The 25,094-nt window shown below is 65.7% G+C and carries 20 protein-coding genes; 4 read left to right on the forward strand and 16 right to left on the reverse strand.

The features are described 5' to 3' along the window. Window positions 1-136: 136 nt before the first annotated feature. From CH274_RS01145 to CH274_RS01170, 6 genes are all read right to left on the reverse strand, one after another. Window positions 137-1,723, reverse strand: a complete 1,587-nt coding sequence (locus CH274_RS01145) for an ATP-binding cassette domain-containing protein (protein WP_141214749.1) — start codon at window positions 1,721-1,723, stop codon at window positions 137-139. Further along, window positions 1,716-3,407, reverse strand: a complete 1,692-nt coding sequence (gene cydD, locus CH274_RS01150) for a thiol reductant ABC exporter subunit CydD (protein ID WP_094656573.1) — start codon at window positions 3,405-3,407, stop codon at window positions 1,716-1,718. The genes CH274_RS01145 and cydD overlap by 8 nt, the downstream gene beginning before the upstream one ends. Continuing rightward, a complete protein-coding gene (gene cydB, locus CH274_RS01155; protein ID WP_094656569.1) occupies window positions 3,401-4,438 on the reverse strand; it encodes a cytochrome d ubiquinol oxidase subunit II in 1,038 nt (345 codons plus the stop codon). Before cydB ends, cydD begins: the two co-directional genes overlap by 7 nt. Before the next feature lie 9 nt (window positions 4,439-4,447). After that, window positions 4,448-6,004 (reverse strand): cytochrome ubiquinol oxidase subunit I, encoded by a 1,557-nt coding sequence (locus CH274_RS01160; protein ID WP_094628484.1) that lies wholly within the window; start codon window positions 6,002-6,004, stop codon window positions 4,448-4,450. A gap of 131 nt (window positions 6,005-6,135) precedes the next feature. Further along, on the reverse strand, window positions 6,136-7,002 hold the full coding sequence (locus CH274_RS01165; RefSeq protein WP_094656570.1) for an aminodeoxychorismate lyase: 867 nt from the start codon (window positions 7,000-7,002) through the stop codon (window positions 6,136-6,138). A 34-nt stretch (window positions 7,003-7,036) separates the two neighbouring features. Beyond that, window positions 7,037-8,335, reverse strand: a complete 1,299-nt coding sequence (locus CH274_RS01170) for a dicarboxylate/amino acid:cation symporter (RefSeq protein ID WP_094628472.1) — start codon at window positions 8,333-8,335, stop codon at window positions 7,037-7,039. Window positions 8,336-8,445: 110 nt separating this feature from the next. Between CH274_RS01170 and ygfZ the strand changes: the two genes are divergently transcribed. The 3 genes from ygfZ to CH274_RS01185 all read left to right on the forward strand — a co-directional run bounded on the left by ygfZ (window position 8,446) and on the right by CH274_RS01185 (window position 10,645). Then, complete coding sequence (gene ygfZ, locus CH274_RS01175; protein WP_094628474.1) at window positions 8,446-9,567, forward strand: CAF17-like 4Fe-4S cluster assembly/insertion protein YgfZ; 1,122 nt, start codon at window positions 8,446-8,448, stop codon at window positions 9,565-9,567. After that, window positions 9,564-10,202: an MOSC domain-containing protein gene (locus tag CH274_RS01180; protein ID WP_032395912.1), complete on the forward strand. Its 639-nt coding sequence runs from the start codon at window positions 9,564-9,566 to the stop codon at window positions 10,200-10,202. Before ygfZ ends, CH274_RS01180 begins: the two co-directional genes overlap by 4 nt. A gap of 248 nt (window positions 10,203-10,450) precedes the next feature. Then, on the forward strand, window positions 10,451-10,645 hold the full coding sequence (locus CH274_RS01185; RefSeq protein WP_082073787.1) for a DUF3073 domain-containing protein: 195 nt from the start codon (window positions 10,451-10,453) through the stop codon (window positions 10,643-10,645). A 91-nt stretch (window positions 10,646-10,736) separates the two neighbouring features. Here CH274_RS01185 and purM read toward each other — a convergent pair whose 3' ends face one another. The 10 genes from purM to purL all read right to left on the reverse strand — a co-directional run bounded on the left by purM (window position 10,737) and on the right by purL (window position 24,172). Further along, complete coding sequence (purM, locus tag CH274_RS01190; RefSeq protein WP_032376541.1) at window positions 10,737-11,837, reverse strand: phosphoribosylformylglycinamidine cyclo-ligase; 1,101 nt, start codon at window positions 11,835-11,837, stop codon at window positions 10,737-10,739. An 86-nt stretch (window positions 11,838-11,923) separates the two neighbouring features. Further along, the gene (locus CH274_RS01195; protein WP_094656571.1) at window positions 11,924-13,561 is read right to left on the reverse strand and encodes an ABC transporter ATP-binding protein; all 1,638 of its coding nucleotides are present in this window, start codon (window positions 13,559-13,561) and stop codon (window positions 11,924-11,926) included. Then, window positions 13,558-14,526 (reverse strand): ABC transporter permease, encoded by a 969-nt coding sequence (locus CH274_RS01200; RefSeq protein WP_094656572.1) that lies wholly within the window; start codon window positions 14,524-14,526, stop codon window positions 13,558-13,560. Before CH274_RS01200 ends, CH274_RS01195 begins: the two co-directional genes overlap by 4 nt. Beyond that, window positions 14,526-15,512, reverse strand: coding sequence for an ABC transporter permease (locus CH274_RS01205; protein ID WP_045200293.1), 987 nt, complete (start codon window positions 15,510-15,512; stop codon window positions 14,526-14,528). The genes CH274_RS01200 and CH274_RS01205 overlap by 1 nt, the downstream gene beginning before the upstream one ends. 105 nt (window positions 15,513-15,617) lie before the next feature. Then, on the reverse strand, window positions 15,618-17,258 hold the full coding sequence (locus CH274_RS01210; protein ID WP_045200295.1) for an ABC transporter substrate-binding protein: 1,641 nt from the start codon (window positions 17,256-17,258) through the stop codon (window positions 15,618-15,620). A 142-nt stretch (window positions 17,259-17,400) separates the two neighbouring features. Beyond that, window positions 17,401-18,963 carry an amidophosphoribosyltransferase gene (gene purF, locus CH274_RS01215; RefSeq protein ID WP_032396301.1) on the reverse strand — a complete coding sequence of 521 codons (1,563 nt, stop codon included), beginning with the start codon at window positions 18,961-18,963 and terminating at the stop codon, window positions 17,401-17,403. 127 nt (window positions 18,964-19,090) lie between these two features. Beyond that, window positions 19,091-19,477, reverse strand: coding sequence for a sterol carrier family protein (locus tag CH274_RS01220; protein WP_032395916.1), 387 nt, complete (start codon window positions 19,475-19,477; stop codon window positions 19,091-19,093). A gap of 5 nt (window positions 19,478-19,482) precedes the next feature. Continuing rightward, a complete protein-coding gene (locus CH274_RS01225) occupies window positions 19,483-20,073 on the reverse strand; it encodes a CPBP family intramembrane glutamic endopeptidase (RefSeq protein WP_094628478.1) in 591 nt (196 codons plus the stop codon). After that, on the reverse strand, window positions 20,070-21,797 hold the full coding sequence (locus CH274_RS01230; RefSeq protein WP_230596874.1) for an alpha/beta hydrolase: 1,728 nt from the start codon (window positions 21,795-21,797) through the stop codon (window positions 20,070-20,072). The genes CH274_RS01225 and CH274_RS01230 overlap by 4 nt, the downstream gene beginning before the upstream one ends. 83 nt (window positions 21,798-21,880) lie before the next feature. Further along, window positions 21,881-24,172 (reverse strand): phosphoribosylformylglycinamidine synthase subunit PurL, encoded by a 2,292-nt coding sequence (gene purL, locus CH274_RS01235; protein ID WP_032395919.1) that lies wholly within the window; start codon window positions 24,170-24,172, stop codon window positions 21,881-21,883. A gap of 114 nt (window positions 24,173-24,286) precedes the next feature. Between purL and CH274_RS01240 the strand changes: the two genes are divergently transcribed. After that, window positions 24,287-25,051 (forward strand): nucleoside phosphorylase, encoded by a 765-nt coding sequence (locus CH274_RS01240; RefSeq protein ID WP_256993450.1) that lies wholly within the window; start codon window positions 24,287-24,289, stop codon window positions 25,049-25,051. Window positions 25,052-25,094 lie beyond the last annotated feature (43 nt).

The following is a 25,094-nucleotide window of genomic DNA, read 5'->3' on the forward strand; positions in this document are numbered from 1 at the left end:
TGACCGGACAGGTCGGGGGCTCGGGGGCCGGGTAGCTGTCTGGGATTCGCTTGCCGCTCGCGCGGTCTTCGCAGTGAATCCGTCAGCGATTGCGGCTAGCTGACAGCCACCTCACGCGTCCTAGAGTTCATCAACTTCAGACCACCTCCTCTCTCGTGTACTTCACAACGTACGCCCGAGTTTCCGAGTCGGCAAAGAGTTTTTTCGCACTGTCCGAGCCGAGGTCGATCACCTGGTCGGCGTCGGTGCGCTCCGGCAGTTGATGGGTGACGACCACCACTGTTCGGTCGGCTCCGAACAATCCTCCGTCCGTGGTGAGCAGCTGGCGCAGTATCGATTCGCCGGAGATTCGGTCCAGGTGCTCGGTCGGTTCGTCGAGCAGCACGATCGGTGCCGTGCTGAGCACAGCCCGCGCGAGCAGCAGTCTGCGGCGCTCTCCCCCGGAGACGGCCTGTGCGCCGCCCACCAGGGTGGTGTGGACTCCGAGCGGCAGAGCGTCGAGCCATGGACCGAGGCCGACTTTCTGCAGTGCCCTGATTGCTTCCTGTTCGTCCACGTCGCCGCGCACCACCCGCAGGTTTTCCAGAATCGAGGTGTCGAACAGGTGCGCGTCCTCGGCGAACAGCGCTGCCTCCGAACCGCATTCCTCGGCGAACTCCCGCAGCATCGTGCTCTTGCCCGATCCGCTGGGTCCGATCAGTGCGCTTCGCGCAGTGGTGCGGTCAAGTGCCTCAGAGGGCACATGACCACGCCACTGCGGCGGAGCCGCATCGAGCATGGCCAGGATTCGAGTTGCCGCGATTCGTCCACGCATCAGGGCGATTGCCGCTCCGGGCAGTGCCGCCGTCGCTTCGAAGGCGGCCAGCGGAACCAGCACGACGATGGCCAGGGCCATCGGTGTCATGCCACCTGCGGTGCCTCCGGTCGGTCCGTACAGCCCGATGCCGACGAGCAAGGACCCGATCACCGATGCACCGATCGACAGCGGACCGGCGGCATCGGCCAGCGCCGACGGTCGTGCCGCCCGGTCGCGTGCGAGAACCGAGTCCTGAGCTGCCCCATTGGCTTCGGTGAGCGTCGCGTCGAGTCGTCCGGCGACCCGCAGCTCTGCGGCGTGGTCGAGTGCCCGAACGGCCGTCTCGGTGAACCGCGCGTCGGCGTCGGCTCCGGCCTCTTCGGCGACCCGTGCCGACCGCGCCGCCAGGATCGGTGCGCCCACCCCCGCGATCAGCAAGGACACCGCCAGGATCGACGCGGCGGCAGGCGCGATAGCGGCGACCAGTCCTACGGCTGCGAGCATCATCACGACGCTGACGCAGATGGGAACGATCGCGCGTACGACGACGTCGCCGAGCACGTCGACGTCCGCCCCGGTGCGAGCCAGGACGTCACCGCGCCGCAGAGTGAGCGCGCCCTGCCCGTTCGCCAGTCGTTCGTAGATCCTCGTGCGCGCTGCCGTCGTACCGCGCAGGGCCGCGTCGTGTGTGGTCAATCGTTCGAGATAGCGAAACACCCCGCGGGAGATGCCCAATGCACGAACGGCCACCACTGCGACGGTCAGATCCAGCACCGGAGGCATCTGCCACGCTCGGGTGATCAACCATGCCGACAGTGCGGCGAGTGCCAGTGCGCTGCCGAGAGTTGCCACGCCTGCGGCCACGGCCAGTGCCACCCGCCGTGGGGAGAGCTCGAACAGGGCCAGCGCGCGTCGTAGATCAGACATGATCGAACTCCCGTGCCACCTCTGAGCTGCTTCGCACCTCGACGACGCGGTCTGCGGCGTGCAGTACCGAGCGCCGGTGACCGACCATCACCACGGTGACGCCGCGATCGGCTGCATCTCGAAGGGCCTGCAGCACAGTCCGTTCGCTCGCCGCATCCAGGTGCGCCGTGGGCTCGTCCAGCACCATCACCGGAGCAGCGGAGACGAACGTTCGGGTCAGAGCCAGACGTTGCAGCTCGCCGAGCGACAGACCGACTCCACCCTGACCGACGCGGGTGTTCCAGCCGTTCGGGTGCTCTCGCAGTACGGCATCGAATCCCGAAGCGCGGCAGGCCGCGTCCAGTGCGGCGGCGGCGGGCATGCCGTGGAGGGTGACGTTCTCGTGGAGCGTGCCGGGAAGCAGTATCGGCCGCTGCGGAAGCCAGGCGACCTGTGCCCACCATCGGTCGAGATCGAGATCGACCACGGGCACACCGCCGACCAGAACCGCGCCGCTCGTGGGCGTCGTGAGTCCCAGAACCGCGTGCAGTGCAGTCGATTTACCCGAGCCGTTGGGCCCGGTCAGTACCGTGATGGTGCCCGGGCGGCACAGCGCACTCAACTGGGCCGGAGCGTCGCCGTCCCGGCTCGCGACGGTGAGTCCGGCGAGTTCGATGTCCGCGGTCGCAGCGTCGACGGTCCGGCGGCCGGTCGGCTGTGTCGTACGCCTGTCCAGGACTCGGAAGGCGCGCTCCGCGGCCTCGACGCCGTCCTCTGCTGCGTGGAACTGGGTCCCCACGGCGCGCAGCGGGAAGTACACCTCGGGGGCCAGGATCAACGCGATGATGCCCGATTCGAGAGTCATCTCGCCGAAGACCAAGCGCAATCCGATGCCGACGGCCACGAGCGCGACGCACAGGGTCGCGAGCAACTCGAGCACCATCGACGACAGGAAGGCGATCTTCAACGCGCGCATGGTGGTTCGTCGGTGCGCGTCGCCCAGTGCGCGGATGCGAGCGGCCGGTCCGTGTTCGCGACGCAGCGCGCGCAAGGTCGGCAGGCCGGCCAGAAGATCGAGCAACTGTGCAGACAGCCTGGTCATCGTGGAGAGCGTCGCCGCGGCTCGGCCCTTGGTCAGCAACCCGATCAGAATCATGAAGATCGGAATGAGCGGCAAGGTCACCGCGATGACCACCGCCGACGTCACGTCCTGGGTGACGATGACGATCAGAACCAGCGGAGTGACGATGGCCGCGGACACCAGCGCCGGCAGGTATCCGGTCAGGTACGCCCGCAGACCCCCGATTGCTCGGGTCACGACGACGACCAATTCTTCCCGCTCGCGGTCGAGCTCGCGAGGCTCGAATCGCGTTGCTGCAGTGAGCACCTCCACTTCCAGCTCGGCCACCACACGTGACGCCGACCGGTGCGCGTAGCGGGACTGAGCTCCGGTTGCCAGCACACGGACGGCCACTGCGCCCGCCAGCACCGCCAGTTCCGTCGTCCAGGCGGACAGCGATCTGGCCGTCGGTTCGGTGATGACCCCTGCCAGCACAGTTCCGATTGTCAACGCGCTCACGATGATGCAGAGCGTGACGACGGTCGACAGTGCAACCGTGACGATCAGGTAGCCCCGCGCGGATCGAGAGTATTTCCACAGTCGGGGATCGACCGGTCCCCGCGTGCGAGCGGAGGCGGTCACGATTTCACCGTCAGTCCGATCGAGTCCGGGATGTGGGCACTCGAAATGCGTTGGCGGAAGACCCAGTACGTCCACCCCTGGTATCCGATGACGATGGGTGCGGCGAACGCTGCGGCCCAGGTCATCACTTTCAGTGTGTACGGGCTGGACGACGCGTTCCCGATGGTGAGATCGAAGGCGGCATCCGTGCTCGACGGCATGACGTTCGGGAACAGGGAGGCGAACAGCAGCACCACAACCGCAACGATGGCAATGCTGGTGAACACGAAGGCCCAGCCTTCGCGCACTCTCGCCGTCAGCGCGACGACGAGGAGCAGGGCCACCGCTGCCACGCCGACGAGTACCCAGGTCCATGTCTTGCCGTGGGCGAGTTGGGTCCACACAGCGAATGATCCGCCGACGAGAACTGCCGGAATTGCCAATCGCGCTGCGATTTTCACCGAGTCCTCGTGCACGTCTCCCGAGGTCTTGAGTGCGATGAACACCGCGCCGTGCAGCGCGAACACCAGTGCCATCGTGGCTCCGCCGAGCAGTGCATAGGGGTTGAGCAGATCGAAGAAGCCGGCGGTGACCTTCTTGTTCTCGTCGATGGCTACGCCGCGCACGATGTTGGCGAAGGCAACGCCCCACAGCACCGCCGGTACCCACGAGCCGATACCGATGCCGATGTCGCAGCGCCTGCGCCACACCGGATCGTCGATCTTGCCACGCCATTCGATGGCGCAGATGCGCAGGATCAGTGCCACCAGGATCAGCAGCAGCGGGAGGTAGAAGCCGGAGAACAATGTTGCGTACCACTCGGGGAACGCTGCGAACAGCGCGCCGCCTGCGGTGATGAGCCAGACTTCGTTGCCGTCCCAGACCGGGCCGATCGTGTTCAGTACGGTGCGTCGACGCTTCTCCCCCGTGGCGGAATCGGGGTGCCGCCCGAGAATGGGCATGAGCATTCCGACGCCGAAGTCGAACCCTTCGAGCACGAAGTAGCCGACGAAGAAGAAGCCGATGACGAAGAACCAGAATTCGGGCAGTGACATTGCTATCCCCTAGTAGGCGAACGAGAGCTGTTTGGGCTCTTCGTCTTCCGATTCCGGTGGGTCGACGTGCGGATGCGCGTCGTGTTCGAGAGGCCCTTCGACCACGTAGCGTCGGAGCAGGTAGAACCACACACCACCGAGAGCGGCATAGAGCAGTGTGAACGTCACCAGTGAGGCGAGAACGAGGCCGACGGGGTGGTCCGAGACACCTTGGTCGACGGTGAGCCGAATCTGATCGACGCCGGACAGGTTGGGTGCGACGACCCATGGCTGGCGGCCCATTTCGGTGAAGATCCAACCGGCGCTGTTCGCCAGGAACGGCGTCGGAATGGCCAGCAGTGACAACCGCGAGAACCACTTCTGGTCGGGAATCCGGCCACCCCGAGTGACCCACAGTCCCGCGATCGCGAGCAGTGCCGAGCCTGCGGCCAGTCCGATCATCATCCTGAATGCCCAGTAGGTGACGAACAGGTTGGGCTTGTAGTTGCCCGGGCCGAACTGCTGCTCGTACTGCTCCTGCAGTTGGTTGACTCCCTGCACGGTGGCACCGAAGTCGTTCTCCGCCAGGAACGAGGTGAGGCCGGGGATCGAGATGAGGTGGACCACGGACTCGCAGTTGTTGTGGGTGCCCACGGTCAGGAGCGAGAAACTGGCTCCGGTCTCGGTGTCGCACAACGATTCTGCGGATGCCATCTTCATCGGTTGTTGCTCGAACATGAGCTTGCCCTGGATGTCTCCGGTGATGGCGAGGGCGCCGCCCGCGACGATCATGACGATGAAGGACATGCGCGCTGCCGACCTGAACATCGAACGCGAGTCGGTGGCCGGGAGCGGAGCCTGCGCAGTGACCCCATCGGCCGGGAGCGGAGCCTGCGCAGCGACCCCGGTGGCCGGGGCCGGGAGCGTGTCGAACTCGTTCTCGGTCTTCGCTTTACGAGCCTCGCGGACCATCCACCAGCCGGAGATGCCTGCGACGAAGGTCGCGGCGGTGAGGAACGCTCCGGCCACGGCGTGTGGAAATGCTGCCAGTGCAGTGTTGTTGGTGAGCAGTGCCCAGATGTCGGTCAGTTCGGCGCGGCCGGTCTCTTCGTTGTAGATCGCGCCGACGGGATGCTGCATCCAGGAATTGGCGGCGATGATGAAGTACGCCGAGGCGTTCACGCCGATGGCGACGAGCCAGATCGTGGCCAGGTGAACGAGTTTGGGGAGTCTGCTCCATCCGAATATCCACAGTCCGAGGAACGTGGATTCGAGGAAGAAGGCGACGAGGCCTTCGAGTGCGAGCGGAGCGCCGAACACGTCACCGACGAAGCGGGAGTATTCGCTCCAGTTCATGCCGAATTGGAATTCCTGGACGATGCCGGTGGCGACACCGAGGGCGAAGTTGATGAGGAAGAGCTTGCCGAAGAACTTGGTCAGTCGGTACCAGGAGTCCTTGCCGGTGATCACCCACATGGTCTGCATGGCAGCCACCATCGGAGCGAGGCCGATCGTGAGGGGAACGAGTATGAAGTGGTAGACGGTGGTGATACCGAACTGCCAACGTGAGACATCCAAGGCGTCCATCAGGGCTCCGAACTCTTCCACCCGTACTGTGACGGGTAACACCGCAGGTCAGGGCGTTGGCCCGCGACGAATTCGACAGTACTACTACGAGTAGTAGTAGGGAAGAGTCCTTCGGCAGAGTCGTTGGACTCCTACCGAGTTTCGGCCGTCTCCACGGCGGCATCGACCATCGATCGAACGTCGTCGGTGTGCCGCCGAGTGCCGAGCGGGACGCCGTTCATCGTCGTGACCCGCGCGGCGAGAGTGACGCTCGAGACCAGCCAAACACCATCTGCGGCAATGAGATCCGCCGGATACAGGTGTCCGCGTTCGCACGTCCATCCGGCGGACTCGGCTACGGAGAACAACCCGGCGACCGTGGTTCCGGCCAGGATGCCCTGTTCGACCGACGGTGTGACGAGAGTCTTACCGCGCGCGAGCACCACCGTCGAGCGCGGACCTTCGAGCACCCGCCCCTCGCTGCTGAGATAGATGACGTCGTCGACGCCCTGAGCGGACGCGTGCCGGAGCGCGGCCATGTTGGTGGCATACGACAACGTCTTGGCCCCCGCGAGCTGCCACGGCGCTCGGGACGAGAAGTCCACCGAGTAGCCGCGGTCGAGCGTGATCACCGACACCCCGTCGGTGCGCGCGGCTCGCACTCGCTCGGGCAGCGCTCCCACCGTCACGTACGCGGTGGGGTCACCGCCGCCCTCGCGTCCGCGGCTGAGAACCAGACGCAGGACTGCCTCGTCCTCGGACTCTCGCGCCCACAGGCCGACGGACTGTTCGACGACGGCGCGCCACTGGTCGAGATCGGGAACGGGCAGGTCCAGTGCCTTCGCGGACGCCACCAGCCGAGCCAGATGCAACTCGACCGCACACGCCGCGCCGTCGCGCACGAGCAGCGTCTCGAACACGCCGTCGCCGCGCACCGCGGCCAGATCGTCGGCGAACAGCAACGGCCGATTCGCGTCGTGCACCCGGCCGTCCAACGTCACCACTACCGACTCCGACATGCCCGTCACCCTAGAGGGGAGCGGACGCGTTCGATCAATCCGCTCGGTCGGCCGCCGCCATCGCGTCGGCGTACTCGTCGAGGTCGAGATCCTCGGCGACGACGACCTTGGTGCCGTTGTAGACATCGCGGTCGATCTCGTCGTCGGCGTTGGCGACGAGCATGGCGACGAACGTGTCTCCGTTGACGTTGAGGAACGTACGGAAGATTCCGGCGAACCAGTCGACGGCGATCAACAGGCCGACGGCCTCGAACGGTAGGTCGAGCGAGGTCGCGAGGAACATCGCGACGACGGGGAATCCGCCGGGCACGGTGATGGTGCCCATGTTGAGCAGAACCGCCAGACCCATGCCGAGCACGATCTGCCCGAGACTCAACTCGATGTTGCCTGCCTGCGCGAGGAACATCACCACGATCATGTAGTTGAGAACGGCACCGTACGAGCCCATGGTGAGCCCGATCGACAGCGTGAAGTTGGCGACCTTCTGGCTGACGCCGACCTTCTCGACGGTGTTGCGCAGCACCGTGGGGAAGGTGACGGCCGAGCTCGTGGTCGTCACTGCGACGGCCGTCTGCTCGGTGAGCTTGCTGGGCAGCTTCCACGGGTTCAATCGGGTGCGCATCGTCACGACCACGACGAAGAGCGCGAACAGAATCAGCACCCCGAGGAGCGTGGTGCCGAGGTAGCTCAGTGCAGTGGAGACCACGGAGAACCCGACGTCTCCGGCGAGCGCGGCGAGCAGACAGAACACGCCGACCGGGGCGATGACCATGACGAGCCGGATCATCGTCAGGACGATCTGCTGAATCTGGTCCATGAACGAGAGCACCTGGGTGTTGCCGGTCTTGGTGATGTGACTGCGCAGCGCGATACCGAAGAGCAGCGAGAAGACGATGATCGGCACCATCGTCGCCGTCGACATGGCGTCGAACACGTTGGTGCTGACGAAGTTGAGCAAGGTGTCCTGCCAGCCGAGCGCCTCTCCCGCCGATTCCTCGAGCGACGGATCGAGCTGCTGGGTGAACACCATGCCCGCGCCCGGGCGGACGATGCTGCTCAGCACCCAGGCCAGCACGGCCGCAACCACCGAGAACCCGATCATCCACTTGAAGGTGCGGAAGGCGATCCTGCCGGTTCCCGCTCCTGCCATCGATCCGGTGGCGACGATGACCGAGGCCATCACCAGCGGGACGATCGACATCTGGATCAGTCGGATGAACAGATCGCCGATGAACTTCAGGTTCGCGGCCCATTCGCCGACCACCAACCCGAACACGATGCCGCCGATCGCGGCGAGGCCGATCTGCGCGGCTGGATGCGCCAGTTTCTTCATGGATCGACACGGTAGGTAGGCGTCGTCGCGGTGCCGTGTCGTCGCCGTTTCGGGGGTGTAAAGGGACCGGTCATCGAGTTGCCTCGCCGACGGGCTCCTACTATGGAGCTGTGTCCGACACAGTCACGATCAGCCCGAGTCCACTTCTGACACTTCCCGGCGCAGTGCCCTCCCCCGACGACAGCGTCGATGCCGGGGTGGCCTGGCACTACGGCAATCCGTTCGGTGAACAACGCGACGCGGTCAGCGGCGCTGCCGTCATCGATCGGTCCCACCGCTTCGTCCTCGCCATCAGCGGAGACGAGCGCCTGAGTTGGTTGAACACCATCTCGAGCCAACTCGTCACGAACCTGGCCGACGGCAGCTCGGCCGAGAATCTCAGTCTCGACGTCAACGGCCGCATCGAGCATCACTTCGTGCAGACCGACCTGGCCGGCGTCACGTACATCGACACCGAGCGCGCAGCCGGCCCGGATCTGCTCTCGTTTCTGAAGAAGATGGTGTTCTGGGCCAAGGCCGAACCCCGCCAGGCCGACGAACTCGCCGTTCTCACCGTCCTCGGATCCGACTCGTCGTCGGTGCTCGGCAAGGCCGACCTGCCTGCTCCGACCGAGATGTACGGTGCTTCGCCGATCGACGGCGGCGGTTTCGTTCGGCGTATGCCCTGGCCGGGAAAGAATTCGTACGACGTGGTGATCCCCCGCGAGAACATCACCGACTGGTTCGTCCGGCTGCGCGACGCCGGAGCTGCTCCCGCCGGAACCTGGGCGTTCGACGCGTTGCGCGTGGAATCGTTGCGTCCACGCGTAGGAGTGGACACCGACGAGAAGACCATCCCGCACGAGGTTCGCTGGATCGGCAGCGCCGCCGAGTTCGGCGCGGTGCATCTGGAGAAGGGCTGCTACCGCGGGCAGGAGACCGTCTCCCGGGTGCACAATCTCGGTCGCCCACCGCGGCACCTGGTGCTGCTGCATCTCGACGGTTCTGCGGACGGTCGGCCCGGCACCGGCGATCCGGTCACCGCAGGCGGACGCTCCGTCGGCCGCCTCGGTACCGTCATCGATCACTTCGAGCTGGGGCCGATCGCACTGGCTCTGCTCAAGCGGACCGTTCCGGTCGATACCGCCCTCGAGGCGGGTCCGTGTGCGGCGTCGATCGATCCCGATTCGATCCCGTCGTACGACGACGTCCAGGCCGGTCGCGCTGCGGTGGACCGCCTGCGCGGCCGGTGATCGGCACCGTTCTCGCTGTCTGCGTTGTGCACGCCGATGTTCCGTTCGGACGCCGCGCGGTGGTCGACAGTGGCATCGACAAACGGCCCGTCGACGGGCCGGTGGACGTCCACGAGCTCGGCATCGGTGGTGATCACTGCCGCGACACGAAGTTCCACGGCGGACTCGATCAGGCCGTCTATGCCTACGACGAGGACGAGGCGAGGTACTGGGCCGATCAGCTGGGCACGCCCGTTCCTCCCGGACGTTTCGGTGAGAACCTGCGGACCACCGGTGTGCCGGTGACCGATGCGGTGATCGGCTCACGGTGGCGGGTGGGCAGTGTGGAGTTGGAGGTGACGATCGCCCGCAAGCCCTGCGGAACGTTCGCACGGTGGATGGGCGAGCCCGGTTGGATCCGTCGCTTCACCGCGCGCGGTGATGTGGGTGCGTATCTCCGAGTGCTCGAACCCGGGGTCTTCGGCGGCGGTGACGCCGTGAGCGTGACGTCGGTCCCCGAGCACGGGGTGACGGTGCGGATGCTGTTCGAGGGGAGGGATCACGCAGCGATGCAGACTCTGCTGGACGCGCCGGGATTGGCACCGAAGGTGTACCGCGACGCCGCTGCAGCGCTCGAATCGTTGCGGCGACCATGACGCGCAGCACTACCGATTTCGTGTCGCAGAACGAAGATAGTTTGCCTCTGCACGGATATGCGCAGGTACAGGCGGCATCGACCCCCGGCCCGGGCGTGTCGCATCACCGTGCGCGCCCCCAACACGTGGTGCCGTATGCGCATCGCAGCGATTCGCGCGCTAGAGTGTGTGCCAGGAAGAAATACCAACTCTAACGGGGCCGCCAAATTTCCCCAGGCCGCCCCGCAAGTCCGCGAGGGGGCACCGCCATGGGCCGAGGCAGGGCTAAGGCAAAGCAGACAAAGGTCGCTCGTGAGCTCAAGTACAGCTCGCCGACAACGGACTTGGAGAGTCTGCAAAGAGAGCTCTCCGGTGGTTCGTCCAACTCCCATCGTGGCATCCACTCTGACTCGGATGTGCATTCCCGAGTCGAGGAAGACGAGTACGAGGACTGGCGACGCTAGTACTGTGCACGACAACGACTGAGGGGGAGCCGCACAGCGGCTCCCCCTCACTTGTTCGCCCGATGTTCGGACGATCAGAACCTTGCCGCGGTCAGAACCGCGGATGGTTACCCAGCAGCAACGCACGCTCGTCGGCGACGTCCTTACCGGTCGCCTTCTTCACCGTGCCGAGAGTCCAGCAGTCGATGTGGCGTGCGGTCAGCACTGCAAGTGCTCGGTCGACGTCCTCGGGTGCCACGATGGCCACCATGCCGACACCCATGTTGAACGTCTGCTCCATCTCGGCCCGCTCGACGCGTCCGCGCTGAGCGATCAGCGAGAAGATCGGAGCCGGGCTCCAGGTGGTGCGGTCGAGTTCGGCGACAAGACCCTCGGGCATGACCCGTGAGAGGTTGTTCGCCAGTCCGCCGCCGGTCACGTGGCAGAACGTGCGGACGTCGGTCTCGGCTGCGAGCGCGAGGCAGTCCTTGGCGTAGATCTTGGTGGGTTCGAGCAGTTCTTCACCGAGCGTGCGGCCGAATTCCTCGACGTGTCCGCCGAGATCCATGTGGTTGATCTCGAGCAGCACCTTGCGGGCGAGGGAGTAGCCGTTGGAGTGCAGACCCGACGATCCCATGCCGATGACGACGTCACCGGGACGCACCCGCTCGGGTCCGAGGATCGAATCCGCCTCGACGACGCCGATGCCGGTGGCCGAGAGGTCGTAATCGCCGTCGGCCATCAGTCCCGGGTGCTCGGCCGTCTCGCCGCCGAGCAATGCGCAGCCGGCGATGATGCAGCCTTCTGCGATGCCCTTGACCAGCTCGGCGACCTGCTCGGGAACGACGCGGCCCACGGCGATGTAGTCCTGCAGGAACAACGGCTCGGCACCACAGACGACGAGATCGTCCACGACCATGGCCACGAGGTCGAGGCCGAGGGTGTCGTGCTTGCCGAGGGCCTGCGCGACGGCGACCTTGGTGCCGACGCCGTCGGTCGAGGCCGCCAGGACAGGCTCGCGGTAGTCGCCCTTGAGTGCGAAGAGACCGGCGAAACCGCCGAGACCGCCCATCACCTCGGGCCTACTGGCCTTCTTGGCGAGCGGCGCGAACAGCTGCACTGCTCGGTCTCCTGCGGCGATGTCGACCCCGGCCGCCGCGTAGGAGGCACCGCCCGAGTGAGTTGCGCTCGTGGGTTGGGATTCCTCGGTCATTCGGCTCCAGCCTGTGTACTAGTTCATGTCAGCGCCCGGTGCGGCGCGGCCCCAACGGTACCGGAGTGCCCGGTCAGGAGAAGAACTCACGTGTGCAGGCGCTTGCCGGGAATCGCAGCCAACAGCTTCTTCGTGTAGTCCGCCTCCGGGGATCGCAGAATCTTCCACGGTGTTCCCTCTTCGACGATTCCCCCGTTGCGCAGCACCACCACCCGATGCGCGACGCGGTCCACCACGGCGAGATCGTGACTGATGAACAGGCACGCGAAACCGAATTCCTGCTGTAGCGCCTCGAACAGGTCCAGCACCGCTGCCTGCACCGAGACGTCGAGGGCACTGGTCGGCTCGTCCGCCACCACCAGATCCGGACCGAGCACCAGTGCCCGCGCCAGGCTGACGCGTTGCCGCTGCCCACCGGAGAGCTCGTGTGGGTAGCGCTTGTCGGTGCCCGACGGCAGTTGTACGGCGTCGAGCAGTTCGGTGGTCCTCGCGGCGACCGCATCCGTGGAGCCGTACTTGTGCACGATCATCGGCTCGGCGATGCATTGCCCGACGGTCAGTCGCGGATTCAGTGACGCCGACGGGTCCTGGAAGACGAAGCCGAATCGCTTGCGCAGCGGCTTGAGCTTGCGTTCGCTCACGCCTGCGATGTTCTGTCCCATCACCGTCACGCTGCCACTCGTCGGCTTCTGCAGTGCTGCAACACATCTGCCGATCGTGGACTTGCCCGAGCCGGATTCTCCCACCAGTCCGAGGGTTTCGCCGCGGTGGATGGTCAGCGAGACGTCGTCGACGGCCCTGAACGCAGGTGAGCCGACGCCGCCGGAGAACTGCACCACCAGTCGCGAGACGTCGAGTACCGGTTCACCCGAGGTGTCGACCGTCTTGTCGGACTCCACCGCGGCCAGTGTGGGCACCGCGGCCAGCAGCTTCTTGGTGTAGTCGTCCGCGGGTGCGTCGAAGAGCTGCGCCACCGGGGCTTCCTCTACGACGCGACCGTTCTGCATGACGACGACGCGGTCCGCCAGATCCGAGACGACGCCCATGCTGTGGGTGATCAGCACGATGGCGCAGCCGAGCCGGTCCTTGAGATCGCGGAGCAACTCCAGGATCTCGGCCTGCACCGTGACATCGAGGGCGGTGGTCGGCTCGTCGGCGATGATGACCTTCGCCTCGCACGAGATGGCGATCGCGATCATGACGCGTTGCTTCTGCCCGCCCGAGAGTTCGTGCGGGTAGTACGAGAACCGCTGCTCGGGACTGGGCAGACCCACCATCGACAGCAGTTCGACGGCTCGCGACTTGGCGTCCTTGGCCGACATCCGCTTACCGTCCGCGCCTGTGTGCGCACGCAGCGCCTCGACGATCTGATATCCGATGGTGAACAGCGGATCGAGGGCGCTACCCGGTTCCTGGAACACCATCGAAATCTTGTTGCCGCGCAACTGCGCCCACGCCTTGTTGCTCAGCGTCGTCACGTCCTGGCCACCGAGAACCACGTGTCCCTCGACGCGTGCGGTGTCGGGTAGCAGTCCGATGGCGGACCGGACGCTGACGGATTTGCCCGATCCGGACTCACCCACCACCGCCAGGACCTCGCCGGGATACACCTCGAACGAGACCTCGGTGACGGCGTCGACTTCGCCGGCATCGGTGGCGAACGTGACGGACAGCGACTTCACCGACAGTGCGGACTCGCGTGGAGTCACAACGCTCGATGTCATACCTTCACCGCCTTCTTGAACTTCTTGCGGGTGCGCAGCAGCGGATTGAGTGTCTCGCTTGCGCTTTCGCCCACCATGGTCAGGCCGAGCACCACGAGCACGATGCCCAGGCCGGGGAACACCGACGTCCACCAGATGCCGTTGGAGATGTCCGGCAGCGCCTTGTTGATGTCGTAGCCCCACTCCGAGGCGGAGGTGGGTTCGATACCGAAGCCGAGGAATCCGAGCCCGGCGAGGGTCAGGATGGCCTCGGCTCCGTTGAGGGTGATGATGACCGGCAGTGTCTGCACCACGTTGGCGAGGATGTGCCGGAACAGGATTCGCGAAGTACCGGCCCCGGTGACCCGGGCGGCGTCCACGTACGGTTCGGTCTTGACCGCCACCGTGGCGTTGCGTACCACGCGGAAGTACTGCGGCACGAAGATCGCCGTGATGGCGATTGCCGCGGACGCGATACCGCCGAAACTGGACGACTGTCCGCCTGCGACGACGATCGAGATGACCACCGCGAGGAGTAGCGACGGAAAGGCGTACATCGCGTCCATGAACAGTACGAGGACGCGATCGAACCAACGGCCGATGTAGCCCGAGGCCAGGCCGAGCGGAACACCGATGATCAGCGAGAGCACCAACGACGATGCGATCACCATCAATGCTGTTCTCGCACCGTAGATCACGCGGGAGAACACGTCCTCGCCGCGGACCGACGTGCCGAACCAATGCTGCGCGGACGGAGCCGCCTGGCGGGCGAAATCCTGCCCGGCGTCGCTGGTCTGCGAGAACCCGTACGGCGCGAGGAGCGGAGCGAACACTGCGGCGACAACGAACCCGACCATCAGGGCCAACCCGACGATCAGGGTGACGCGTTGCAACCCCGACGTGGACTTGACGAACGCGACGCCCGGAAATCCTCGGCGGTGCGGACGGGTGGGAGGGACGTCGGACAGCACGACTTCGGTGCTCATCAGAACCTCACTCTCGGGTCGATGAGTGCGACGATCGCGTCGGTGACGAAGCTGACGACGGCGACCACCACGGCCAGGAACGTCACGATGCCCTGCACCGCAACGAAATCGCGGGCCTGCAGGTACCGGGCGAGTTCGTAGCCCAGGCCCTGCCACTCGAAGGTCGTCTCGGTCAGCACCGCTCCGCCGAGCAGTACGGCGATCTGCAGGCCGATGACGGTGACGATGGGAATCATGGCGTTGCGGAACGCATGCCGTCGCGTCACCGTGCCCTCGCTCAATCCGCGAGCGCGCGCGGCGTCGACGAAGGGTGCCTGCAGGGTCTGGATCAGGTTGACGCGCACCAGCCTCAGGAACACTCCGGCCGTCAGCAGACCCAGAGCGAGTGCGGGAAGTACCGCATGCTCGAGCACGTCCACGGTGTAGCTCGTCTCTCCGTAGAGGAACGAATCGACGATGAGGATGTTGGTCTTGGGCGAGACGTTCTGCAGTGCCAGTTCCACGTTCGTGCTGGCTCGTCCTGCCACCGGCAGCCAGCCGAGCTTGACCGCGAACAGCAGCTTGAGCAGCATGCCGACGAAGAACACCGGTGCCGCATACGCCAGGATCGCGAAGATCCGCAGCGAGGCGTCACCGAATCGGTCCCGATGGGTGGCGGCGAAGAAGCCGAGCGGGATGCCGACCGCGAAGGCGACCAGCAGTGCCCAGAACGCCAATTCCAGTGTCGCAGCACCGTTGACGAGCAGAACGTCACTGATCGCGCGATTGTCGGTGGCCGAGCGGCCGAAATCGCCGCGCAGCAATCCGGTCAGGTACTCCCAGTACTGCGTCAGAATCGGCCGGTCGTAGCCGGCTTCGGCCTTGCGCTGGGCGATCTGTTCGGCGGGTAGGCGGCCGCCGAGGGCGGCGGTGATCGGATCACCGATCACACGCATGAGAAAGAAGACGACGGTGACGAGAATCCAGGCAGTCGGAATGATCAGCAGAAATCTGACCCCGAGATAGCGGGCGAGCGCGCCGTACCGTGACGGCGCGCTCGCCTGCTGCGCTTGCTTCTCCCCTACCGGCGCGTCCGCGGTAGTGGGCACCGGTCAGCTCTTGGCGAGAGTGACGAAACGGAACTTGAACGAGGCGTCGAGAGTCTCGTCCACACCGCTGATCTCGTCGGTGGCGACGGCGATCTGCTTGCCCTCCAGCAACGGAAGCGTCGGCAGGTAGTTCGTCGCGAGCTCGGTCTGAATCTGACCGATGATCTGCATCCGAGCGTCCTCGTCGGCGGTCGTGCGTTCGAGATCGAGCAGCGAGGTGATGGCCGGGCTCTCGAAGTGCGACTGCAGGAAGTTGTCCGGCGCGAAGAACGGCGTCAGGTAGTTGTCTGCATCGGGATAGTCCGGGAACCAACCCAGCTGGTACACCGGGTAGGCGTCGGCGACGCGTTCCTTGGTGTAGGTGCTCCACTCGGTGGACTGCAGGTTCACGTTGAACAGGCCCGTCGCGTCGAGCTGGCTCTTGATCGCGGCGTATTCCTCGCTCGAGCTCGAACCGTAGTGGTCCGGGTTGTACTGCAGGTTGAGCTGAACGGGAGTGGCAATGCCTGCGGCGGAAAGGAATCCAGCCGCCTCGTCGCGGTTCGGCGTGGTGCCGTAGACATCGCCGTAGGCGGTGTTCGCGCCGGCCAGTCCGGTGGGAACCACGGAGTACAGCGGGGTGTAGGTGCCCTTGTAGACGCCGTCGGACAGCGCCTGACGATCGACCGAGGACGCAATTGCCTTGCGCACGGCCAACTTCTGCTCCGGGGTGTCGCCGGGCATCGTGTTCATGTTGAACACCATGTAGCGCGATTCGCCGCCGGGTCCCTCGTGCACCGTCAGTCCGTCCACACTGCCGAGCGATTCGACGTCCGTCGGGGTCAGCGAGCGCCACGCGACATCGATGGCTTTGTTCTGCACGTCGAGCTTGAGGTTGTCGGAGCTGGTGTAGTACTTGACGTTGATCGAGGACGTCTTCGGCGTTCCGAGAATGCCGTTGTAGTCACCGTTCGCGGCGAAGCTGACGAGGGAGTTCTTGGCGTAGCTCGAGATCGAGTACGGGCCCGCGAACGGAGTACCCGCCACGATGGCGTCGTCGTCGAGAATCGAATCGGCCGGGAAGACGGTCTGATCGACGATCGGTCCTGCCGGGGTCGCCAGAATCTGCGGGAAGGTCTGGTCGTTCGCAGCCTTCAGGGTGAATTCGACGGTCTTCTCGTCGGGCGTGGCGATGCTGTCGAGATTGGTGAGCAACGACGCGGGGCCGTTGGGGTCGTTGATCGCGACGATCCGATCGAACGAGTACTTCACGCTCTCGCTCGTCAGCGGGTTGCCGTTGGCGAACTTCAGGTCGTCCTTCAACGTGCACGTGTACACGGTCGGCTCGGTGAAGTCGCAGCTCTCGGCCGCGTCGGGCTCGAGTTCGGAGCTACCGGGCGCGAAGTTCATCAGGAACGGATACGTCTGGTTCATCACCATGAACGAACCATTGTCGTACGAGCCGGCCGGGTCGAGCGATGTCACCTGATCGGTGGTACCGACCGTGATGGTCTCGCCGCCGCTGTCGCCGGATCCTCCGGCGTCGGTGCGTCCCGAGCCGCAGGCTGCGGCCGTCAGTGCGAGTACCGACAGTGCTGCCACTGCAGCGGTCTTCCTGCCATGCTTGCGCACTGCAGTCTTCGATGCCGCGCTGTAGCGCTGCATGCGTCCGTCGTCGGGCGACAGGGTCATCTGAATGCCTCTATCCAAATCGGTGTGTCCTATGTAACTCGGGACAGTACCGACGGACTGTTTCCAATATGTGGCATTGAGAAAACCCCGCTGTTCCCTTGCAGGAACGCCCAGCTCACGGACGACTAAGAGCGCTCACATTCGCGTCGTTGTCCACCGGCTGCCCGGCCGCCGAGGACAACAGACCTTCGAGTACGTGCTTGCCGAGCGCATTGTCCGCAGGCAGATCGATGGGGTACTTGCCCGTGAAACAAGCTGCGCACAAGCGTGATTCGGGCTGCTCCGACGCGGCGATCATGCCGTCGATGGAGATGTACCCCAGCGAGTCGGCACCGATGGCCTGGCGGACGCCTTCGAGGATCCCGTCCTCGGAGTCGACACCGTTGGCGATCAGCTCTGCGGGAGAAGCGAAGTCGATGCCGTAGAAGCATGGCCAGCGCACCGGCGGCGACGCGATACGCACGTGAATCTCCAGCGCACCGGCCTCGCGCAGCATCCTGATCAGGGCTCGCTGGGTGTTGCCGCGAACGATCGAATCGTCCACCACCACCAGTCTTTTGCCCCGTATGACCTCTTTGAGAGGATTGAGCTTGAGTCGAATACCGAGCTGGCGGATGGTCTGCGACGGCTGAATGAACGTGCGGCCCACGTAGGCGTTCTTCATCAGGCCCTGGCCGTACGGAATGCCGGAGCCCTGCGCGAAACCGACCGCAGCGGGAGTTCCGCTCTCGGGCACCGGAATCACCAGGTCGCCGTCGGCCGGATGCTCCTTGGCGAGGCGTCGTCCGATCTCGACACGCGTCGAGTGCACCGAACGGCCACCGATGACGCTGTCCGGCCGAGCGAGGTACACGTACTCGAACACGCAGCCCTTGGGCTCGGGGGCCGCGAATCGTGAGGACCGAACGCCGTCGGCATCGATCGCGAGGAGCTCACCGGGTTCGATGTCGCGGACGAACGCGGCACCGACGATGTCGAGTGCAGCCGTCTCGCTGGCCACCACCCAGCCGCGATCGAGGCGGCCGAGGCACAACGGACGGACGCCGTGCGGGTCGCGCGCGGCGTAGAGGGTGTGCTCGTCCATGAACGTCAGGCAGAAGGCACCCTGCAGCTGCGGCAGCAACTCCATTGCAGCCTGCTCGATGGTGCAGTCGGCGGCCTTGTGGGCCAGCAGCGCGGTCACCACGTCGGAATCCGACGTGCCGTTGCCCTGCAGCCGGTCACTGATCAGCCCTGCGTCGCGTGCCTTGGTGGCGAGCTCGGCGAAGTTCACCAGATTTCCGTTGTGGCCGAGTGCAATCCCGGTCCCGGCGGTGGTGGTGCGGAAGATCGGTTGCGCGTTCTCCCACGTGACCGATCCACTGGTGGAGTAGCGGCAGTGTCCGATGGCGACGTGCCCGGGCATGGCACCGAGTGTCTGCTCGTCGAACACCTGGCTGACGAGCCCGAGATCCTTGAACACCAACACCTGGGAACCGTCGGAGACGGCGATGCCGGCAGCTTCCTGACCACGGTGTTGCAGCGCATAGAGGCCGTAATACGAGAGCTTGGCCACATCCTCGCCCGGTGCCCACACTCCGAAGACTCCGCACTCCTCGCGCGGCTCGTTCTCCGGTTCGTCGAGCGGTTTGCCTACCAGAAGATTCGGACTGTCGACCGACAAATCGGCGTTGGTCACGGGCATTGCTCCCTTGGGGGTACGGGGCGGGGGGCCATGCCCGAGTCTACGGGCACACGGCCCGAGTCAACGCATCGTGTGGACGGGAGATTCCCAGCAGGTGAACGCGTGTCCGAATTGGAGCCGATCACCTGATGGACATCAGTGGCAGCCAGCGCCCCACCTCGGCCGCCCTACTGCCCGACGCATCGATCGAGCCGTCGGCGAGTGCGTCGGCGAAATTCCGGATTCCGGTCACCACCTGCAGCCACGTCAGCGCATCGGTCTCGACCACGTTCGGCGGAGTTCCGCGGGTGTGGCGCGGCCCCACGATGCACTGCACCGCGACGAACGGCGGCACCCGCACCTCCACCGAGGATCCCGGCGCGTTCTGGCCGAGAGTTCGGGCAGTGGTGCGTACCGCTGCGGCAATCTGCGCCCGCGCAGGCTTGTCCGCCTCGCCCTTGATCCAGTCCTCGACGGCCAGCACGGCGTCGCGCACCTCGGCTGGGCCAACTTCCTTGTGTGGTGGCACTGCGTCTAACTCCTGTCGTTCGCAGCGAGATGCGCCAGAACGGCGCCGCCGGCATTGAGGAAGTAATGCAGCAAGGCCGGCGCGAGCACACTGCCGCTGCGGGCTCGCAGCCACGAGAACACCACCCCGGCCGCGGCCGTCGCCACGACCGTCCCGACCACGGTGTCACCCGCCGCCCGGGCCGGGTGAATGTGCCAGAGCCCGAAGAAGATCGGCGACAGAGCGGGCGATGCAGCGTCGAGCACGCCGCGAAAGAGCAACTCCTCGGTGAGGACCGTCCCCACCGGGATTCGAAACAGAACCCACTCGGCCAGCTCGTCCTCGGACGGCCGAACCCGGCGTCGCAACGCCGGAATCGCAGCGACGACGGCAGATCCGATCACCGGAACGGCCGACGCCGCCGCGCCCCACTTCACGCCTGCAACCGTATTGCGCAATCCCAGTTGCGCGGCGCTGCGGCCCGATACCGCCCCGACGGCCACCGCGAACGAGGCGTTGGCCACCGCCCTCGCACGGGCATCGAGACCGAGCGCGGGAAGGACGTAGGTACTCCAGGCCGTCGTCGCGGAGCCGATCGCCAACGCCTCGGTGGTCACTTCTCGGGACCGTCTCGGCCGGCGAATTGCTCCATGACTCCGCGGACTCGTTCGGTGTCGCGGTCGGTCCACCCCTCCGGCGCGGCGACGGCAACCCAGCCGTCGAGCACGAGGGTTCCGTAGTTGTGGCCGTGCCCGTCGGGAACGCCCGCAGCGTTGGTCAGGTCGGCGGCCACCTGCCAGAAGGTGACGACCGGGAACCACCGCATACTCGGCAGCCGGTCCGGCCCGGGTGGCTCGGACAACCAGTCGGGACGCTCGAACAGCAGATCGGGTGACCACCAGACCACCGGATCCGACGCGTGCTGGACGTAGAGGATTCTCGGTTCGTACCAGGGCTGATCCTCCGGCGGGATGCCCGACGAGTTGTCGGCGAATCGGACTGTCAGGCCCTCGGAGTAGACCGGCCGAACCTCGGGGCTTCCCGGGTCGCGTCGGCTGACGAACTGACTCCAGATGCGGTTGTTGTTCGGTGGCCCGACCCACAGCACGCCGTCGGTGGTGTCCCGGATGTCGGCCAACCCGTCGAACGCGCCCTCGCCCGCCTGGGTGCCGAGGCTCTCGCCGTAGACGTAGAACTTGGGGCGGGTGGCCTCCGGTTCCTGCAGCCAGCGGTCGTGCACCTTGTCGATCAGAGCTCTGCCCGCCTGCGCGGCCTTGTCGCCCTCCGCGATGAAGGAGATCCAACTCGGCAGGTAGGAGTACTGGGATGCGACGGTGGCGACATCGCCGTCGAACATGAGCTCTTCGGCTTCGATGGCGGTGGGATTGACCCATCCGGTTCCGGTGGTCGGAACGACGACGAGAGCCGCGCGCTGGAATGCCCCGGTACGTTCGAGTTCTGCGACCACGATGTTCAGTCGCTCGTCCTGGGTCTCGGCGGTTTCCAGGCCGGCGTACGCCCTGATCGGCTCGAGGCTGGGACGGCCGGTGGCCCGCTCCATCTCGTCGGCGCGCAGTCCGCTGGAGACGAAGTTGCGGCCCTCGAATCCGAGGGTGTCCCACGGTGCCAACGAGTTCGGACTACCGGAGCGTTCGTCGGCCACGGGTTGTTCTGCACCGTCGCGGGTTTCGTCGTTCTGCAGGCTGAAAGCCGAGTTGGTGACCTCGGAGACGGCCCGGAGCAGGACGCCCTGAACCAGCGCTACGGACAGCACGACGAGGACGACGACTCCGAGCGCGTTGGCAACTTCGCGTGGCATCTTCACGACGCGGTTTATCTGCCGGGCGAGCAGACGAACGAGGTCGCGCAACACCCGCCACACCGAAATCAACAGCGCCGCAACGGCGATACTCAGTGCACCGGTTCGGAAGTATCCCGTGGTGGTGGTGCCCTCGGCGTCCATCAGTGCGGCCAGCTCACGCTGCCATTCCGCCGAGATCGCCAACATGATCATCGACGCTGCGATCGCGAGGACGGGTACGGCGACCTTGACGGCGAGTTCGATCTTGCGCGGCAACGGCCACCATGATCGCGACGAGAGCCACCAACGGGTGACGGCCCATCCCACCGCCACGCCGAATGCGTAGCCGATGGCCGCGTTGATACCGCCGATGATGCCCTGGAACAACCATCCCCGCGGGAGCAGTGACGGAGTCAACGACCAGCAGAAGAACAACGCGCCGAACGCAATTCCGGTGAAGTCCAGGCGCAGCAGGCCCCAGGCCCACATGACGAACGGGTGCTTGTCCGGTGAGGGGACCGAGAACTCGACCGTCGGCAGGTGGTAGCGGTGATGCTCGTTCTGCTCGAGTGCGGAGTCGGGCTCGGCGAGCTGCTGCTCCGATGTGTGTCCCCCCACCTCGGTCAGCCGAAGAGTCTGGGAAGAGTGCTCTCGAACGTCTCGCGCAGTTCCGTCATCGGGACGGAGAACTGCCCTTGCACCTCGATCGAATCCGAGCCCTCGTCGACGACGCCGATGCGCACCCACGGCAGACCGCGGGCGGTGCACATGCCGGTGAAGCGAGTCTCTTCCGTGCGCGGTACGGCGACCAGTACGCGGCCCGAGGACTCGGAGAACAGTGTCACGAACGGATCGGCACCCTCGGGAACGATGATGCGGCAACCGGTTTCACCGGCCAGAGCAGCTTCGACGACGGCCTGCGCGAGGCCACCCTCGGACAGATCGTGGGCTGCCGAGACCAGTCCGTCACGCGAGGACGAGAGCAAGATGTCTGCCAGCAGCTGCTCACGGGCGAGATCGACCTTGGGCGGCACGCCGCCGAGGTGGTCGTGCTCGACCTGCGCCCAGATGGACCCGTCGAACTCGTCGTGGGTGTCACCGAGCAGGATCAGCGTCTCGCCGGGCTCGAGTCCGAGGCCGGTGGGGATGCGGCGATGCACGTCGTCGATGACGCCGAGTACACCGACGACGGGCGTCGGCAGGATCGGCTCTGCACCGGTCTGGTTGTAGAAGCTGACGTTGCCGCCGGTCACGGGAATACCGAGGGTGACGCAGCCGTCGGCCAGTCCGCGCACGGCCTGCTGGAACTGCCACATGACGCCCGGGTCCTCGGGCGAGCCGAAGTTCAGGCAGTTGGTGACGGCCTTGGGCGTCGAGCCGGTGACGGCGACGTTGCGGAACGCCTCGGCGAGCGCGAGCTGCGCGCCCTGGTAAGGATCGAGTGCGGTGTAGCGGCCCGACGCGTCGGTGGCCAAAGCGATTCCACGACCGGTCTTCTCGTCGATGCGGATGACGCCGGCGTCGGCGTTCTCGGCGAGGACGGTATTTCCGCGCACGTAGCGGTCGTACTGCTCGGTGATGAATCGACGGCTGCACAGCTGCGGCGAGCCGATCATCTTCAGCAGCGTCGCCCGCAGCTCGTCACCGGTCTCCGGACGCTTCAGCGACGCAGTGGTGTTCGCGACCAGATCGTCCTGGGTGGCGGGTCGCTGCACGGGACGGTTGTACACCGGTCCCTCGTGCGCAACGGTCTTCGGCGGAACGTCGACCACGGTCTCGCCGTGCCACGTGATCTGCAGATGCTCGCCGTCGGTGACCTCACCGATGACGGTGGCCAACACGTCCCACTTCTTGCAGACAGCCATGAATGCATCGACGTTCTCGGGCGTCACCACGGCGCACATGCGCTCCTGGGATTCGCTCGACAGCACCTCGGCGGGCGTCATACCGGTGGCGCGCATCGGCACCTTCTCCAGCTCGATGTGCATGCCGCCGCTGCCCGCGGACGCGAGTTCGGAAGTGGCACAGGACAATCCGGCACCGCCGAGATCCTGGATGCCGACGACCAACTTGTTGGAGTACAGCTCGAGGCAGGCCTCGATGAGCACCTTCTCGGTGAACGGATCGCCGACCTGCACGGCCGGGAGCTTCTTGCGGCCCCCGCCGGTCTCATCCCCATCGAAGGTCTCCGACGCGAGGACGGACACGCCGCCGATGCCGTCGAGACCGGTTCGTGCGCCGAACAGAATGATCTTGTTGCCCAGGCCCGACGCGAACGCCAGATGCATGTCCTCGACACGCATGACGCCGGCACACAGGGCGTTGAGCAGGGGGTTGCCGGCGTAGGAGGCGTCGAACACCGTCTCGCCGCCGATGTTCGGCAGGCCGAGCGAGTTTCCGTAACCGCCGACGCCTGCGACGATGCCGCTCAGGACACGGCGCGTGTCGGGTGCATCGGCGGCACCGAATCGCAGCTGGTCCATGACGGCGATCGGGCGGGCACCCATGGCCATGATGTCGCGGACGATGCCGCCGACGCCGGTCGCTGCACCCTGGTAGGGCTCGACGTACGACGGGTGATTGTGGCTCTCGACCTTGAACGTGACGGCCCAACCGTCGCCGACGTCGACGACGCCCGCGTTCTCACCGATACCGGCGAGCATCGGCTTGCGCATCTCGTCGGTGGTGGTCTCGCCGAAGTACTTCAGGTGCACCTTCGAGGACTTGTACGAGCAGTGCTCGCTCCACATGACGGAATACATCGCCAATTCGGCGTCGGTGGGCCGACGGCCGAGGATTTCCTTGATGCGGACGTATTCGTCGTCCTTGAGTCCGAGTTCTTTGTACGGCTGCGCAACGTCGGGGGTGGCGACAGCGTTGGAGACGGTGTCTGTGGGTACAGAGCTAGCGGACACGAGGAATAGGTCCCTTCGATGGAGCGAAATGCCAGGGAGAGTCTATCGGGACCCGCAGACATGTACGGCATCGGTCGTGCAGGGCCGAGCGTCGCCTCGTGCGAACATCACCTGATGGACATCGCGCTGACCGAGAACGATCTGGACGAAACGGGCGTCATCGACCCGTCGATGGTGGCCAAGGGAGTCGACGTTCCGCCGAAAGCCGTCGTCTGTTTCTTCTCCGAGGTGATCGAGAGCATCTGCGCGAAAGGCGACGCCCGAGTCGTGTCGATCATGCGCTCCGAGCACGGCGAACACCCCGTCTACGAGATCGAACGACACGGTGAGAAGCTCGCCGTGTTCCACCCCGGCGTCGGTGCGCCGTTGGCGGCACTGTTCCTCGAAGAGGCCATCGCGATGGGATGCACCCAGTTCGTGGCCGTCGGCGGCGCGGGAGCACTGTCCGACGACCTGGGCATGGGACACGTGATGGTGGTCGACAGCGCCGTCCGCGACGAGGGCACCTCGTTCCACTACCTGCCACCGGGCCGCGTGGTCGACGCCGACCCGGCAGGCGTGGCCGTACTGCAATCCGTACTGACCGACGCCGGAGTCGACTTCGTCACCGGGCGTTCCTGGACCACCGATGCGCTCTACCGCGAGACCCGTGCCCGCGTCTCCCGCCGAGTCGAAGAAGGCTGCCGAACCGTCGACATGGAGGCCTCGGCCTTCTGCGCCGTGGCCCGATTCCGCGGAGTGCGATTCGCGCAACTGCTGTACGCGGGCGATTCCCTCGCCGCCGACTGGGATCACCGCGGCTGGACCAAGGCAACAACAGTGCGCGAACAATTGTTCTGGCTCGCGGCAGATGCGTGCCTACAACTGAGCCCGATCTGAGTCTTCGGGGCACCAGCCCCCCCTTCCCGCTCACCCCACGCTG

It is taken from the genome of Rhodococcus sp. 06-418-5 (assembly GCF_002258285.1).
GTDB lineage: Bacteria > Actinomycetota > Actinomycetes > Mycobacteriales > Mycobacteriaceae > Rhodococcoides.

Excerpts from the sequence above, each read along its gene's own strand:
- CH274_RS01145 (WP_141214749.1), bottom strand. The coding sequence starts at position 1,723 with ATGTCTGATCTACGACGCGCGCTGGCCCTGTTCGAGCTCTCCCCACGG.
- cydB (WP_094656569.1), bottom strand. The coding sequence starts at position 4,438 with ATGTCACTGCCCGAATTCTGGTTCTTCGTCATCGGCTTCTTCTTCGTC.
- CH274_RS01160 (WP_094628484.1), bottom strand. The coding sequence starts at position 6,004 with ATGGACGCCTTGGATGTCTCACGTTGGCAGTTCGGTATCACCACCGTC.
- CH274_RS01165 (WP_094656570.1), bottom strand. The coding sequence starts at position 7,002 with ATGTCGGAGTCGGTAGTGGTGACGTTGGACGGCCGGGTGCACGACGCG.
- CH274_RS01170 (WP_094628472.1), bottom strand. The coding sequence starts at position 8,335 with ATGAAGAAACTGGCGCATCCAGCCGCGCAGATCGGCCTCGCCGCGATC.
- CH274_RS01185 (WP_082073787.1), top strand. The coding sequence starts at position 10,451 with ATGGGCCGAGGCAGGGCTAAGGCAAAGCAGACAAAGGTCGCTCGTGAG.
- purM (WP_032376541.1), bottom strand. The coding sequence starts at position 11,837 with ATGACCGAGGAATCCCAACCCACGAGCGCAACTCACTCGGGCGGTGCC.
- CH274_RS01195 (WP_094656571.1), bottom strand. The coding sequence starts at position 13,561 with ATGACATCGAGCGTTGTGACTCCACGCGAGTCCGCACTGTCGGTGAAG.
- CH274_RS01200 (WP_094656572.1), bottom strand. The coding sequence starts at position 14,526 with ATGAGCACCGAAGTCGTGCTGTCCGACGTCCCTCCCACCCGTCCGCAC.
- CH274_RS01210 (WP_045200295.1), bottom strand. The coding sequence starts at position 17,258 with ATGCAGCGCTACAGCGCGGCATCGAAGACTGCAGTGCGCAAGCATGGC.
- CH274_RS01240 (WP_256993450.1), top strand. The coding sequence starts at position 24,287 with ATGGACATCGCGCTGACCGAGAACGATCTGGACGAAACGGGCGTCATC.